This window comes from Hymenobacter sp. M1-2 (assembly GCF_057808495.1).
In genome coordinates this window covers 190,404-204,333 of the sequence record NZ_JBTYZO010000010.1, presented here as the reverse complement: position 1 = coordinate 204,333, position 13,930 = coordinate 190,404, and the positions used below count along the sequence as shown (strand labels likewise).

Below are 13,930 nucleotides of genomic sequence, written 5' to 3'. Positions count from 1 at the left end.
CTAATTTTCTACAACCCTGGAGCCGCTACGCGGCTATTCCGCAACTTGGGTTAATTAAGTGATGAGGTGAGTGACACGCGGTAAGGTTGTCCCCACTTACCTAATCACCCGCTCACCTCATCACTTAATCACCTAATTACTCACTTCTTCTAGCAGCGTTTCGGGCATGGTTTCGCGCACGCGCCGGATGAAGATGTCGTTGATGCTCGGAATCAGCTCCCGGAAGGCATGCACCTCCACGTTCGTGATGAGGTAGCGCAGTAGGTCGTTGGGCGTGGTGCCGGCGTGCAGCCGAATGACGTCGTAGAAGTGGCCGTTTTCGCGCTCTTTGTGCTCTACCACCTCAAAGTCGGGGTGCGTTACCATCAGGCGGCCTTTGCCTTCCACCTCGTAGGTTTGGCTTTTGAAGGTGTTTTTGATGTCGCGCACCGAGCCGTCGAGCACCTTGCGGGAACGGTTTATAAGGGCGATACTATCGCACAGTTCCTCCACCGATTCCATGCGGTGGGTGCTGAAAATGATGGTGGCTCCCTTTTCGCGCAGCGCCAGGATTTCGTCCTTGATGAGGTTGGCGTTAATGGGGTCGAAGCCCGAAAACGGCTCATCCAGAATGATGATGCTAGGCTCGTGCAGCACCGTGGCAATGAACTGCACTTTCTGCTGCATGCCTTTGCTGAGGTCTTCCACGTTCTTTTCGGCCCAGGGCTTGAGTTCCAAGCGGGTGAGCCAGGCTTTGATGCGTTGCGTGGCATCGGCGCGGCTCAGACCTTTAAGGCGGGCCAGGTAAAGCAACTGCTCACCCACTTTCATCTTCTTGTACAAGCCCCGCTCCTCTGGTAGGTAGCCAATCTGACCAATGTGGCTGGGATTGAGCCGCTCGCCCCGAATGCGAATCTCACCCTCATCAGCCCCGGTTATTTGGGTAATGATGCGAATAAGGGACGTTTTGCCAGCGCCGTTCGGACCCAGCAGGCCGAAGATGCTGCGTTCTGGAATGTCGAGGCTCACGCCGTCGAGGGCAACGTGGGCGGCGTAGGCCTTACGCACGTTCAGGGCTTGAAGAATGGGTTGCACGGCTTGGGAGGCAGAGTGAGACGGAGAGTTTAAATGTAGGAGTTTTGTGACGCGTTGCGTTGGCGTGAAAAACGAAAGTAGCAGGACGCTTCATTCTTCCAACTCGCGCAGCAGGCCTTCCAGCCGGTCGAGGTGCTGGCCGTAAAGTCGCTGCAAGTACCAGCGCGTAAACCAGCGCATCAGCAAGAAGAACACCACCCCAATTACGGCATAGAAAGCCACCAAAATACCGAGGGCTACCAGCATCTTAGAGCCTTCCTTTTCCTGGACTATAGTGCTGCCAACGAAAGTCAAGCCGATACTCAAGGACATGGGCAAGGACCACATCGTGGCCCGGAAGTAGAGTCGTACCAGCCCGCGCAAACTAACCAGTTGCCGGAGCACATGCTCACGTAGCGCGCCGCTGGCGTCGCTCAGGCCACGCAATACCGTCAGCTTCCGCCGAAAGTAAAAGCCGCTGAGCACGCATAACGCAATTCCCCAGAGGCACATGGTCCGGTAGTACGTCTCCTTCGAATAGAGAAACGCCACGACGCAGAACAGCAACGCCAGTACCGAAAAGCTGATTTCCAGCCATACGTTGCGGCGCATCTTACTCACCGGACTTGTTGAGCCGCGGGCTAGTAGCTGAATCAAAGCCGCCGTGTCGAGAGCGGCGGGTGCTTCAGTGGGAGCAGGCTGCTTCCAGCTTAGGCGAAAATCGTCGAGTTCCATTACGCGGAGCGGGAAAGTAATTGGCGAATCTTGTCTTGCACGCGGTGCATTTTCACGCGCACGTTGTTTTGGGTGATGCCGAGGATGTCGGCCATCTCCTCGTAGGTGCGCTCCTCCAGGTACAGCAGCACGAATGCCTTATCCACTTCCGAAAGCCGGTCGATGGCGTGATAAAGAGCTGCCATTTCCTCGGGCTCGTAGCCGGCCGGTTCCGTCGTCTGCGCCAAGTGCAACGCCTCACCATCCAGACTCACTGGTTGCGGCCGGCGCGTGCGCTGCCGCAGATTGCTGATGGCCACATTCAGCGCAATACGATACAGCCAGGTGCTGAGCTTGGCCCCAGCCTGCGGCACGTACTTTGGCCACGCCCGCCACAGTTGCAGCACCACTTCCTGAAACAAATCCTGCCGGTCGTCGAGGTCAGAGCAGTACAAACGGCACACCCGCCGCAACAACGGCTGGTATTCGTTGATAACGGCAGTGAAGTCGGGAGGCGGAGCAACGGCAACGGGGCTCATGCGGAAGCAGCAGGTACGGGGTATATATCGGCGCGGCAGCTGCGGCATTACAGGCCGCCTACAAATTTTTCTGTTTTATCCGCCACAAAAAACCTGCGGCCAACCGCAATGCTCCCCACCAAGTACCGATAATTGTAGCAACATCCCAGCCCCACTTCCCTCTTTCACTTCGCCTTCAACATGGCCTCTTTCTTCGACCCCAAATCTTTCAAACCCCGCAGCCTAGGAACCCTGGTATTGCCGGGCGTCTTCATGCTGCTCGCTTTGCTCAAGCTGTTTTCACAGGACTATTTAGCGGCGGGCCTGTGGACCTGCCTGAGCCTGGCGCTGCTGCTGCTCGGCCAAGCCACCCGTCGCCGCTGGGCTTTATGGGCAGCATGCGCGATGCTGCTGCTCTCCCTCGTATTTACATTTCTGAAATCCAGGGCCAACCGGGCCGCCAAACAAGCCCGCCCCACAGCCACCAACACCCGCTAGTTCCACGCGCAGCGCGAGTTGTCTCTTATTTTCTGGTTTTCTCAAAATAAAAGACAAACCTACGCCGCTACCCACCACAAAAAACGCCCGCCTTCCAAACAAGGAAGGCGGGCCACTAAAATCGTCTACAAAATCCGTGCAATCCGCTAAAATCCGAGCTAATCCGTGATCTTATTGGAAGTACTCCTTCACTTTCTCGAAGAAGCCTTTGTCGTTTTTGCCGGGGTTGGGCGTGAAGTTGCGCGAGTCGCGCAGGCGCTCCAGCAACTCCCGTTCCTCGCCGCTCACATTCTTGGGCGTCCACACGTTCAGATGAATAAGTTGGTCGCCGCGGCCGTAGCCGTTGAGGTCCTTGATGCCTTTACCGCGCAAACGCAGGATTTTGCCCGGCTGGGTGCCCGGGTCCACCTTGATTTTCACCTTGCCTTCGATGGTCGGCACCTCAATGCTGGCCCCTAGCGCAGCATCCACGAACGAGATATACTGCTCGAACATGATGTTGTTGCCGTCGCGCTTGAGCAGTTCGTGCGGCTCCTCCTCAATCTGAATGAGCAAGTCGCCGGGTACGCCGCCGCGCTCTGGGTAGTTGCCTTTGCCACTCATGCTCAGCTGCATGCCCTCGGCCACACCCGCCGGAATGTTAATAGGAATCACTTCCTCGTGCATCTGGCGCCCGTCGCCGTGGCATACGTCGCACTTGCTGGTCACTACTTTGCCTTCGCCGTCGCAGGTGGGGCAGGTAGAGGCGCTTACCATCTGGCCGAGCATGGTGTTCACCACGCGCTTCACTTGGCCTTGACCATTACAGGTGCCGCAGGTTTTGAGGTCGGTGCCGTTTTTGGCGCCGGTGCCCGAACAGGTGTTGCAGGCCACGTAGCGCTTCACCTTGATTTTCTTCTCCACGCCGTTGGCCACTTCTTCCAGATCGAGCTTGAGCTTGATGCGCAGGTTGGAGCCTTTGCGCACGCGCCGGCCACCCTGCTGGCCCCGGCCGCCCCCAAAGAAACCCTCGAAGCCGCCTCCGCCGAAGATGTCGCCGAACTGAGAGAAAATGTCTTCCATGTTCGGGCCAGCACCATTGCCGCCCATGCCCTGGTGGCCGTACCGATCGTAGCGGGCGCGCTTCTGCTCGTCGCTCAATACCTCGTAGGCCTCCGCGGCTTCCTTGAACTTGTCTTCGGCCGTGGGGTCGTCGGGGTTTTTATCGGGGTGATATTTGATGGCCACCTTGCGGTAGGCCTTCTTTATCTCGTCGCCCGAAGCGTTTTTGGCTACGCCTAGAACCTCGTAATAATCTCGCTTCGTTGCCATGTTTACATACCTCGTCTGTCATGCTGACGAAGGAAGCATCTCTACCAAATGGTAAACTCAACGAAGCGGTAGAGATGCTTCGGCAAGCTCAGCATGACCAAAAACTATTGTCCTAGCACCACCTTGGCGTGGCGGATCACCTTGTCGCCGAGGTAGTAGCCTTTCTCCACTTCGTCCACAATCTTACCTTTCAATTCCTCGCTCGGGGCCGGAATCTGGGTAATGGCTTCGTGCAGATCGGGGTCGAAGGCGCCACCTTTGACTTCCATCGGGGCCAGACCTTTCTGGTTCAGCGTTTTCTGAAACTTGTTGTAAATGATATCGATGCTCTCACGCATAGCGTTGGCATCTTCCGTGTCGCGAGTGTGATGGCGGGCCCGGTCGAAGTCGTCGAGTACGGGCAACAGAGCCATCATCAGCTCCTGGTTAGCAGTCTTGAAAAGGTCAGCGCGCTCCTTAGTAGTGCGGCGCTTGTAGTTTTCGAACTCCGCAGCCAGGCGCAAGTACTTATCTTTCAGGTCAGACAGTTCGGCATCAGTCTTGGAGCCGCTGGTCGGTGCGCTGCCTTCAGGGCTTTCTACTTCGCCTATCTCGGGCGCATTAGGCTCCTCGGTCAGTTCGCCAGGTGCGTGGTCAGTGGCCGTTCCCGTCTGGTCGAGTTGGGTGTCGTCGGGTTGGGTGTTTTTATCGTCAGCCATTTTCGCTTGAAATCGTCGGAATGGGTTGAATCGGGAGGACATAGAGGCGAGTCAGGACACAAGGAGTTTGCCAAAGCACTGCCGGCTGTCATTGTGGCACGGAAACCACAAGACTTGCTGGTTTAGTTCAGGCAAAGTGACCGTCGTAATGGGAAAATCTTTTTGCTCCTTATTCGGCAAGCATACAACGTGCGCCAGATAGGCTGGCAGTTCAGCAACCCACTACGCAACAGACGTTTGCCCTACTCCGCGTGGAGCGCCTGCCAGATCATGTCTTTGAGCGGCTGAATATTCTTGTTCGTGAGGCTGGAGATAAACACCGTGGGCACGTCCGTAGGCAGCGTGGCGCGGATTTCGGCTTCCAGTTCCTCGTCCAGCATGTCAGACTTGGAAATGGCTAGAATGCGCTTTTTGACAAGCAACTCGGGATTGAACTGCTCCAACTCGCTGAGCAATACCGCATACTCACCATCGATGTCGGGCGAGTCACAACTAATCATAAACAGCAAAATGGAGTTACGCTCCACGTGGCGTAAGAAGCGGTGCCCCAGCCCCCGGCCTTCTGCTGCGCCTTCAATAATGCCCGGAATGTCGGCCATCACGAAGGACTTGTAGTCGCGGTAAGCTACCACGCCGAGATTGGGCGTCAGCGTCGTGAAGGCGTAATCCGCAATCTTCGGCTTAGCCGCCGACACAACGGACAGCAAGGTGCTTTTACCGGCGTTGGGGAAGCCCACTAGGCCTACATCGGCCAGTAGCTTCAGCTCCAGAATCACCCACTCATCAATGCCAGGCTCGCCGGGCTGGGCGTACTCCGGGGCTTGGTTGGTGGCCGATTTAAAATGGTCGTTGCCGAGGCCGCCCCGGCCGCCGGGCGTGAGAATGAGGCGCTGGCCGTGCTCCGTTATTTCGAGCTTTTTCTCGCCCGTTTCGGCGTCGCGGGCAATGGTACCGAGCGGCACCTGAATGATAACGTCGTCGCCCTGGGCGCCGGTGCGCAGATTTTCGCCGCCGTTTTCGCCGGGCTTGGCAATTAGGTGCTTTTGGTACTGCAAGTGCAGCAGGGTCCAAAGCTGGGAGTTGCCTTCGAGAATGATGTGGCCGCCGCGGCCACCGTCGCCGCCGTCGGGGCCGCCGTTGGGCAGGCCTTTGGCACGGAAGAAATGGTGCGACCCCGCTCCACCCCTACCCGAGCGGCAGTTGATTTTGACGTAGTCGATGAAATTATTGGAAGCCACTTGATTGAATTAAGAATTGAGAATTAGGAATGAAGAATCGAATGATCTTCTTAGCTCCAGCTTCCCAATTGAGTTGTCTAAAAACGACTGTCATCCTGCGCGAAGCGAAGGACCTTACCAGGTATGAACGGTTTGCCGTAAAGCTTGTCGTCCAACTGTGATAAGGTCCTTTGCTTCGCGCAGGATGACAGTATCTTCTGCCACTACCCAAGTGGGTAGCAGCCGCAAAGTTACGCTTTTACTTCATCCGTAGCTTGACGGCTGCTTTCGGGCGCGGCGTCCAGGTTTTGGTCGATGATGGCGCAAATCTGGCCGAAAATGTCTTCGATAGCACCAATGCCGTTCAGGGCGTGAAATTTCTGCTGCGCGGCGTAGTAGCCAGCCACCTGAGCAGTTTCATCTTTGTATACCGTCACGCGCTTGCGAATTTTAGTTTCGTCCTGGTCGTCGGGGCGGCCGGAGGTTTTGCCGCGTTCCAGTAGGCGCTTCACCACTTCTTCCTCGTCCACTTTCAGCGCTACCATGCAGTTTACCTTGGTTTCGTGCTCAGCTAGTAGCTGGTCGAGGCTCTCGGCTTGGGGCACGGTGCGCGGAAAACCGTCGAAGATGAAGCCAGCAGCCTGTTTGTTTTCTTTGAGCGCGCTGTCGATCATGCCGATTACTACTTCGTCGGGGACGAGTGCGCCTTCGTCCATGAGCTTTTTGGCCCGCAGGCCGAGTTCGGTGCCCTGGGCAATCTGAGCCCGGAGCAAGTCGCCGGTGGAGAGATGAACCAGATTATAGCGGGCAATGAGCTTCTGGCTTTGCGTTCCTTTGCCGGCGCCGGGCGGGCCGAAGAGCACGAGATTCAGCATAGAGTAGCGGAGTGTTACGCGGGAAGGAAGAAAACGGGTGGGTTTTGGAAATATAAGCAACGGAGAGGAAAGCCTTTACGAATGCCAGCGAATTTTAGCCGCGCAGCCTCCGGGCCTCGGTCCTATACCGCCTTATATACGTCGGGGTAATTACGGCCGAGGCCATCAAAATCGAGGCCGTAGCCTACGATAAAGTCGTTGGGAATGCTGAGCCCTACGTACCGAATAGCTAGCTCGTGCTGGAGGCATTCGGGCTTGAGAAACAACGTGGCCACTTCCAACGAAGCCGGCTGCTGGGCGCTCAGCGTGTCGAGCAGCATGCGCATGGTGTGGCCGGTGTCCACGATGTCTTCGAGGATAACTACGTGGCGACCCTGAAGTTCTTCGGTGAGCCCCAGCACTTCCTGCACCTTGCCTGTGCTGCTGGTGCCCTGGTACGAAGTCACCCGGATGAACGTCACTTCGCAGGGAATATGCACGGCCTTGAGCAAATCGGCGGCAAACATGAACGAGCCGTTGAGAACCGCCACGAATAAAGGCTGCTTGTCGGCGTAGTCTCGGTTAAGTTGAGCGGCTAGCTCCTGGATGCTAGTCGCCAGGCGCTGGGCGGGCAGGTAGGGTGCAAACTGCTTGTCGTGCAGCGAAATATGGTCCGGGTTCATCCGTGCGAAGTTGGCCCTAGAGTGAGCAGGCGGGCAAAGGTAGCAGAAAAAAGCCGCCCTCCCGGCGCGGGAGAGCGGCTTGATAACCAGTGGTCAGTTGTTGAGCTGGCAATGCGCTGGCGGCAGTCTTCAGCCGACGCAGTCGGCACGACTGCCAGCCACGAAGCCCGACAAGTCTTCAGACTTGCGAAAGTGGGAAAGACGGTGTAGCCTGCTTATGAGTTGTCAGTCTGAAGACTGACCCGGCTTTCGAGGCTGGCAGTCGCGCCGACTGCGTCGGCTGAAGACTGCCGCCAGCCCATTTATTGAGGACTTAGAACTTGCGCAGCAGCACAAACATAGTTTCGGAAGCTTTGTCCGTCACGTCAGCGAAGCGCACTTTAGGGCGAGCGTCCACCTCCGTTTTAGGCTTCCATTCCACTGGGGCTACGCCACGCTCGGGGGCGGCAATGTGCGGCGCGATAACCAGTGAAACAATGCTCATCAGCTTGATAAGAATGTTCATGGATGGGCCCGACGTGTCTTTGAACGGGTCACCTACGGTGTCACCGGTCACGGAAGCTTTGTGGGCCTCGGAGCCTTTGTATTCCATTTTGCCATCAATCATCACTCCCTTTTCGAACGACTTCTTGGCGTTGTCCCAGGCGCCACCGGCGTTGCTTTGGAACATGGCCATCAGTACACCGCTCACCGTAACGCCGGCCAGCGTACCACCCAGCACCTCCGGTCCGAAAGCAAAGCCCACAATGACAGGCACGATAAGAGCAATGGCGCCCGGCAGCATCATTTCACGGATGGCAGCCTGCGTGGAAATAGCGACGCACTTCTCGTACTCCGGCCGACCGGTGCCTTCCATAATGCCAGGAATCTCGCGGAACTGGCGGCGTACTTCCTGCACCATCGCCATCGCCGCGCGCCCCACGGCCGAAATAGCCAGGGCCGAGAAGATGAATGGAATCATGGCACCCACAAATAGGCCCGCTAGCACCCGAGCGTTGCTGATGTCGATTCGGTCGATGTTGGCGGTGCCCATGAAGGCGGCAAACAAGGCCAGCGAGGTAAGCGCCGCCGAAGCAATGGCGAAGCCTTTGCCCGTGGCAGCGGTGGTATTGCCCACGGCGTCGAGAATATCGGTACGCTCACGCACTTCTTTGGGCAGCTCGCTCATTTCGGCAATGCCGCCCGCGTTGTCGGCAATGGGGCCGAAGGCGTCAATAGCGAGCTGCATAGCAGTGGTAGCCATCATGCCAGCAGCGGCAATAGCTACGCCGTAAAGACCAGCGCACTCATAGCTGAGCACGATACCAGCCGCCAGTACAATGATGGGTAGCACCGTTGATTCCATACCCACAGCCAGGCCGCCAATAACGGTAGTAGCGTGGCCGGTGCTACTCTGTCGCACGATGCTCAGTACCGGCCGTTTGCCCATGGCCGTGTAATACTCCGTGATAATGCTCATCAGCGTGCCCACAACCAGCCCCACTACCACGGCATAGAATACATCCATAGCATCGAATGTGATGCCGCGAATAACGAGCGGTTCCGTAGGCAGCATCCAACGAATGATGAAGTAGGACGCTACGGCCGATACGACAACCGAGATGTAATTGCCGAGGTTAAGCGCCGCTTGCACATTGCCGCCTTCTTTCACTCGCACCATCAAAATACCAATGAGCGAGGCAACGATGCCCATGCCGGCAATCACCATCGGTAGCAAAATGGGTGAAAGTCCTTGAAACTGGTCGCCGGTGGCAGCTACTTCGCGGCCCAGCACCATAGTAGCTAAAATCGTAGCTACATAAGAACCGAACAGGTCCGCACCCATACCAGCCACGTCGCCCACGTTGTCGCCCACGTTGTCGGCAATGGTAGCGGGGTTACGAGGGTCGTCTTCCGGGATGCCGGCTTCCACTTTGCCCACGAGGTCGGCGCCAACGTCGGCGGCTTTGGTGTAGATACCGCCGCCTACTCGGGCGAAAAGCGCTATGCTTTCCGCGCCAAGGGAGAAACCAGTCAGTACTTCGAGGGCGGTTTCCATCTCGATGCCATTAGCCCCGCCGCCCTTGCTCACCACGAACATCTGGTAGAAGACAATGAACAAGCTGCCCAAACCAAGCACTGCCAAGCCTGCTACGCCCATGCCCATCACCGAGCCACCCGAAAACGACACGTTAAGAGCCTGTGAAAGGCTGGTACGGGCCGCTTGCGCGGTGCGCACGTTGGCCTTAGTGGCAATCTTCATTCCGATGAAGCCAGCTAATGCCGAAAAAACGGCTCCAATAAGGAAGGCCAGAACAATAACCGGGCTGGACTTTTCGCCCGTGCTACCTAGGTAGAAAAGAAAAGCGGAAGCAATCAGGCCGAACAAGGCCAACACTTTGTACTCAGCTCTCAAGAAGGCAATAGCGCCATCGGCAATGTAGCCGGCGATGGTGCGCATCTTTTCATCACCAGCGTCTTGCCGGCTCACCCAGCCAGAGCGTAGCCAGGTGTAAATCAATGCCAGTATGCCTAACGTGGGCACCACGTAAAGAAAATTCATCATAGAGCGGTGAAAAGAGGTTGGGAGTTGAGTGGGGAAGAAAAGAGCATTGAGCGGGTAAAATAGAGCTTATTGACTAATCCTCCATCTAACAGAGGACAATCGGCCTCTCTTTTTTGACACACTACTGCTATTGGGTATCTACCACAATTGCTTTAAATAACAGAAAGCTGCACCGAGGGTAGGTAGCAGCTTTCTACTCAATTTATATTGTTAAGGGTTACAATTGCCGCATCAATTCCTGATACAGCGTCAGCATGCTATCAATATCTCGCTTATCTACTATTTCATCAGGCGAGTGTACGTTGTCTTCCGCAGCACCCACGAAGCACCAGTCCCAGGGCTGGGCGCCGTGCTGCAACTCCTTGGCGTCTGAGCCGCCGCTGCCTTCCACCTCTAGTTGATACGGTATACCAGCCGCTTCAGCAATACGGCGGATACGCTCCACGTAGGAACGACGCGGAATAAGAGAGTCGCGCAGAGAAATAGCCACGCCTTGGCCCGCGTGCACGCCTTCTGTCACCCAGGTGATATCGGAAATAAGAGCCTGTCGTACACTGTAAGTTTCATAGATGTACTTAGATAGATAAGCCACTGAGCCGCCACCGTGCTCCTCCCAACAACCAAAGGCCACAATGCCGTGCTCCAGCGTTTCACAAAGCCGCAACGCATTCCAAACACCTAACCGATTATCGAGGTAGCAGCTTTGCACGGTAGTCTCCGTCTCACGAAAGTCGCAGTAATACGTCAGTTCGGTGCCCCGGTCAATTTCGCGTGTGAACTCGTATTCTGGTTGTCCGGTTTCATCATCAATGACCAAACGGCAATCGATAGGACCTTGCGAATCTTTTCCTACGAGCCGGATTCCCTCTTCCATCACCGGCCCACCAATACGCACCAATTGGCGGCCGTAGCGTACGGTGAAGCCGATGCTATCGAGATGGGCGAAAACTGCTGTCCGTGGTGTGCCGAAAACCAGCATGATGCAGTCTTGCCACTCTGCTCCCGCCAATACAAGTGGCTGCACCTTCCAAGAAGGACTGGCAGCACGGATGTGCTCCAGTAAAAATTGCGTAAGCGCAGCTTCGTTTCCAGAGGGTGCTGGAATCTGGCAAAGGGTGTGCAAAAGCTCCATAGTAGGCCTGTTAGTTGCCCAAAACTAGGATAAAAGCCATACTTTAGCCTTTCTGTTGGGCGGTGCGCCTAGGCTTTACAGCCTGCCCGCACCTGCAAGCTGCCGACTCTATGACCCTTCGACTCCGATTTATCCTGTTGCTGATGCTACTGCCCCTTGTGGCCCGTGCTCAGCAACCCGACACGGCTCGTACGCCCATTCGCAACATCGAAACCGAGAACGTAGACGTACTGCCTGCCGCCGTAGACACGAAAGGCTGGCTGCTGCTTGACAAGGACATTCAGTTGGAGCTAGAGGGCGCGGTACAAAATCTCTACAACTGTAAGTATGAGCGGGCGGAGAAGCAGTTTCGTTCCTTGCGCCGCCGCTACCCCAACCACCCCATGCCCTACTTTCTGCTGGGCCTCAGCCAGTGGTGGAAAATCGTACCGACCAACATCAAAACCAAGCAGTACGACAAGGTTTTCTTCGCGTATATGGACTCGACCATCACCAAGGGCGAAGCGCTGTACGACGCGGATGAGAAGAACTATGAGGCCTGCTTTTTTCTAGCCGCAGCCTATGGGTTTGATGGCCGCCTGCACGCCGAGCGTAGCAATTGGCCCAAAGCTACGGTAAGCGCCAAACGAGCCCTGAAATACCTGCAAATAAGCAAGGAGGCTAATGGCCTAAGCCCCGAGTTTCTGTTTGGGCAAGCTCTATTCAACTATTACGCCGTTTGGATTCCGGATAATTACCCCTTGCTCAAACCCGTGCTCTTATTGTTTCCGAAGGGCAATAAGCAGCTAGGTTTGCAGCAACTGCGCAACGTAGCCGACAACGGCTTTTATGTAGGTGCGGAGGCCAAAGTATTTCTCATGCGTATCCTCAACAACGAGGAAAACAATCCAGAAGCTGCCTTACCCATTGCTCGTAATCTAGCCCGCGCTTACCCCGATAATGGCTATTTCCAACGATTCTACGCATTGTTGTGCTTCAATATGGGCGAGTTCAAGGAGAGCGAGCGGGTTAGCCAGGAGATTCTGACGAAGTTGAATCAGGGAATGCCCGGTTACGAAGGCATTAGTGGCCGCTACGCCACATATTTTTTGGGGTGGCTGATGCAGAACCGCTACAAGGACATGGTCAAGGCCAAAGACTATTACCAGCGTTGTATTGTATTTGCGGAAAGCACCAACGAGGTGAAAGGCGGCTTTTACCTGCATGCCAACTACAACCTAGCCCGCATTGCCGAAAGAGAAAAAGACCTGGGAACCGCCCAGCGCTATTACGCCGTTGTGCAGGACATAGCCGACAAAAAGTCCGACCAGTATAAGGAGGCGAAGGCGTTTTTGAAAAAGAATAAGAGGTAGCATTATCCTAACACGCATGGAACTAAAGGATCTTTTCTTAACTCCTTTTTATTTAGGTTTATTTTACACCTTAGCTTATGCCGTACGCCCGCGTTTTACCAATGCTTATACGCAGCAATATTTTATCCCAGCATTAACTTTAAAATTCATTGGCGCTATAGCTCTAGGATTAATTTATCAATTTTATTATAGTGGCGGCGATACATTTAACTATTTTTATCATAATATAATTATTAGTAATGCTCTTGGAGAATCCTTTTTTACTGGTTTAAAGTTAATAACATCTTCTGATAAGTTAGACCCAGCAATAGCTCCTTATACAGCTGGCATGTATTGGTTTGGAGATGGCACTGAGTATTTTATTGTACGCGTCGCCGCTATTTTTAGCTTGCTATGCTTTAATACATACACCATCATAGCGCTATTCTTCGCAATTGCTAGCTTCACAGGAATGTGGGCCATGTACATAACATTTGCTCGTATCTATCCTGTAGCTTACAAACAGTTGGCCATCGCGGTGTTCTTTTTACCCTCAGTATTCTTCTGGGGATCGGGTTATATGAAAGACTCTTTGTGTATTGGTGCCTTGGGATGGGTTTTCTATGGATTCTACAATGCATTTATAGAGAAGCGCCGGATTATCTTTTCTAGTGTCATGGGGCTATTAGGAGCTTATTTACTGATACAAGTAAAAGTTTACATCTTAATGTCCTTTTTAGCCCCTGCTATTTTTTGGGTCTTCAATGAAAATAGTCGCCGAATCAAGAGCGCGGCAATAAGAACTCTGGTCAAGCCTTTGTTTATTTTGTTAGGTGCAGCAGTAGGTTTTTTTGGCGCCACACAGCTCACAGAGGGAGACGAGAGATTCGACGTAGACAAAATTGGGGAGAGGAGCCGTATTACTCAACGAGCCTTGTATTATCGTACCAAGGATGAAGGTTCTGGCTACAATATCGGAGAACTAGATGGGAGTATCGCCAGTATTGTAAGAGTAGCTCCTCAGGCGGTATTTGTATCTATTTTTCGTCCTTTTCTGTGGGAGGTTCGCAATCCAGTTATGCTGCTATCTGCCTTGGAATCACTATGGTTCACTGTATTCACTTTACGAATTCTATTTCGTACTGGTCTATTGAGTAGCTTGAAGCTTATAAGCTCACGTCCTATCATTTCTTTTTGTCTCTTGTTCACCATTATATTCGCTATAGGTGTAGGAACTAACAGTGGAAATTTTGGAACATTGGTTCGTTATAAAATCCCACTAATGCCTTTTTATCTCGCGGCATTATCTATCCTGCAAGCAGAAGCAGTAAAGCACATTCGTATGAAGAGACGAGTAGCGGCAGCTTAAGTAAATT

General features: G+C 54.3%; 13 protein-coding genes. 3 read left to right on the top strand and 10 right to left on the bottom strand.

Annotation, left to right across the window (positions count from 1 at the left end; genetic code table 11):
- Positions 1-132 precede the first annotated feature (132 nt).
- The 3 genes from ACYSMN_RS11920 to ACYSMN_RS11910 form a co-directional block, all read right to left on the bottom strand.
- Positions 133-1,074: an ABC transporter ATP-binding protein gene (locus tag ACYSMN_RS11920; protein WP_488924106.1), complete on the bottom strand. Its 942-nt coding sequence runs from the start codon at positions 1,072-1,074 to the stop codon at positions 133-135.
- Positions 1,075-1,164: 90 nt separating this feature from the next.
- Positions 1,165-1,788, bottom strand: coding sequence for a hypothetical protein (locus tag ACYSMN_RS11915; RefSeq protein ID WP_488924105.1), 624 nt, complete (start codon positions 1,786-1,788; stop codon positions 1,165-1,167).
- A complete protein-coding gene (locus tag ACYSMN_RS11910; RefSeq protein WP_488924104.1) occupies positions 1,788-2,306 on the bottom strand; it encodes an RNA polymerase sigma factor in 519 nt (172 codons plus the stop codon). Before ACYSMN_RS11910 ends, ACYSMN_RS11915 begins: the two co-directional genes overlap by 1 nt.
- 180 nt (positions 2,307-2,486) lie before the next feature.
- Between ACYSMN_RS11910 and ACYSMN_RS11905 the strand changes: the two genes are divergently transcribed.
- The gene (locus ACYSMN_RS11905; protein ID WP_488924103.1) at positions 2,487-2,783 is read left to right on the top strand and encodes a hypothetical protein; all 297 of its coding nucleotides are present in this window, start codon (positions 2,487-2,489) and stop codon (positions 2,781-2,783) included.
- 171 nt (positions 2,784-2,954) lie between these two features.
- On the opposite strand, the gene dnaJ is transcribed toward ACYSMN_RS11905, so the two are convergent.
- From dnaJ to ACYSMN_RS11870, 7 genes are all read right to left on the bottom strand, one after another.
- A complete protein-coding gene (dnaJ, locus tag ACYSMN_RS11900) occupies positions 2,955-4,094 on the bottom strand; it encodes a molecular chaperone DnaJ (protein WP_488924102.1) in 1,140 nt (379 codons plus the stop codon).
- A 104-nt stretch (positions 4,095-4,198) separates the two neighbouring features.
- Positions 4,199-4,792 carry a nucleotide exchange factor GrpE gene (locus ACYSMN_RS11895; protein ID WP_488924101.1) on the bottom strand — a complete coding sequence of 198 codons (594 nt, stop codon included), beginning with the start codon at positions 4,790-4,792 and terminating at the stop codon, positions 4,199-4,201.
- 242 nt (positions 4,793-5,034) lie between these two features.
- On the bottom strand, positions 5,035-6,030 hold the full coding sequence (gene obgE, locus ACYSMN_RS11890) for a GTPase ObgE (RefSeq protein WP_488924100.1): 996 nt from the start codon (positions 6,028-6,030) through the stop codon (positions 5,035-5,037).
- Between the two features lie 230 nt (positions 6,031-6,260).
- Complete coding sequence (locus ACYSMN_RS11885) at positions 6,261-6,884, bottom strand: adenylate kinase (protein WP_488924099.1); 624 nt, start codon at positions 6,882-6,884, stop codon at positions 6,261-6,263.
- Positions 6,885-7,006: 122 nt separating this feature from the next.
- Positions 7,007-7,546 carry a hypoxanthine phosphoribosyltransferase gene (gene hpt / locus ACYSMN_RS11880; RefSeq protein WP_488924098.1) on the bottom strand — a complete coding sequence of 180 codons (540 nt, stop codon included), beginning with the start codon at positions 7,544-7,546 and terminating at the stop codon, positions 7,007-7,009.
- 313 nt (positions 7,547-7,859) lie between these two features.
- Entirely contained in the window at positions 7,860-10,091 is a 2,232-nt protein-coding gene (locus ACYSMN_RS11875) for a sodium-translocating pyrophosphatase (RefSeq protein ID WP_488924097.1), read from the bottom strand.
- 217 nt (positions 10,092-10,308) lie between these two features.
- The gene (locus ACYSMN_RS11870) at positions 10,309-11,223 is read right to left on the bottom strand and encodes a M20/M25/M40 family metallo-hydrolase (RefSeq protein WP_488924096.1); all 915 of its coding nucleotides are present in this window, start codon (positions 11,221-11,223) and stop codon (positions 10,309-10,311) included.
- Between the two features lie 110 nt (positions 11,224-11,333).
- On the opposite strand from ACYSMN_RS11870, the gene ACYSMN_RS11865 reads away from it, so the two are divergent.
- A complete protein-coding gene (locus ACYSMN_RS11865; protein WP_488924095.1) occupies positions 11,334-12,575 on the top strand; it encodes a tol-pal system protein YbgF in 1,242 nt (413 codons plus the stop codon).
- Between the two features lie 16 nt (positions 12,576-12,591).
- Positions 12,592-13,923 (top strand): hypothetical protein, encoded by a 1,332-nt coding sequence (locus ACYSMN_RS11860; RefSeq protein WP_488924094.1) that lies wholly within the window; start codon positions 12,592-12,594, stop codon positions 13,921-13,923.
- Positions 13,924-13,930: the final 7 nt, after the last annotated feature.

Excerpts from the sequence above, each read along its gene's own strand:
- ACYSMN_RS11860 (WP_488924094.1), top strand. The coding sequence starts at position 12,592 with ATGGAACTAAAGGATCTTTTCTTAACTCCTTTTTATTTAGGTTTATTT.
- ACYSMN_RS11885 (WP_488924099.1), bottom strand. The coding sequence starts at position 6,884 with ATGCTGAATCTCGTGCTCTTCGGCCCGCCCGGCGCCGGCAAAGGAACG.
- ACYSMN_RS11915 (WP_488924105.1), bottom strand. The coding sequence starts at position 1,788 with ATGGAACTCGACGATTTTCGCCTAAGCTGGAAGCAGCCTGCTCCCACT.
- ACYSMN_RS11905 (WP_488924103.1), top strand. The coding sequence starts at position 2,487 with ATGGCCTCTTTCTTCGACCCCAAATCTTTCAAACCCCGCAGCCTAGGA.
- ACYSMN_RS11870 (WP_488924096.1), bottom strand. The coding sequence starts at position 11,223 with ATGGAGCTTTTGCACACCCTTTGCCAGATTCCAGCACCCTCTGGAAAC.
- ACYSMN_RS11895 (WP_488924101.1), bottom strand. The coding sequence starts at position 4,792 with ATGGCTGACGATAAAAACACCCAACCCGACGACACCCAACTCGACCAG.
- dnaJ (WP_488924102.1), bottom strand. The coding sequence starts at position 4,094 with ATGGCAACGAAGCGAGATTATTACGAGGTTCTAGGCGTAGCCAAAAAC.
- ACYSMN_RS11875 (WP_488924097.1), bottom strand. The coding sequence starts at position 10,091 with ATGATGAATTTTCTTTACGTGGTGCCCACGTTAGGCATACTGGCATTG.
- ACYSMN_RS11865 (WP_488924095.1), top strand. The coding sequence starts at position 11,334 with ATGACCCTTCGACTCCGATTTATCCTGTTGCTGATGCTACTGCCCCTT.
- ACYSMN_RS11910 (WP_488924104.1), bottom strand. The coding sequence starts at position 2,306 with ATGAGCCCCGTTGCCGTTGCTCCGCCTCCCGACTTCACTGCCGTTATC.
- hpt (WP_488924098.1), bottom strand. The coding sequence starts at position 7,546 with ATGAACCCGGACCATATTTCGCTGCACGACAAGCAGTTTGCACCCTAC.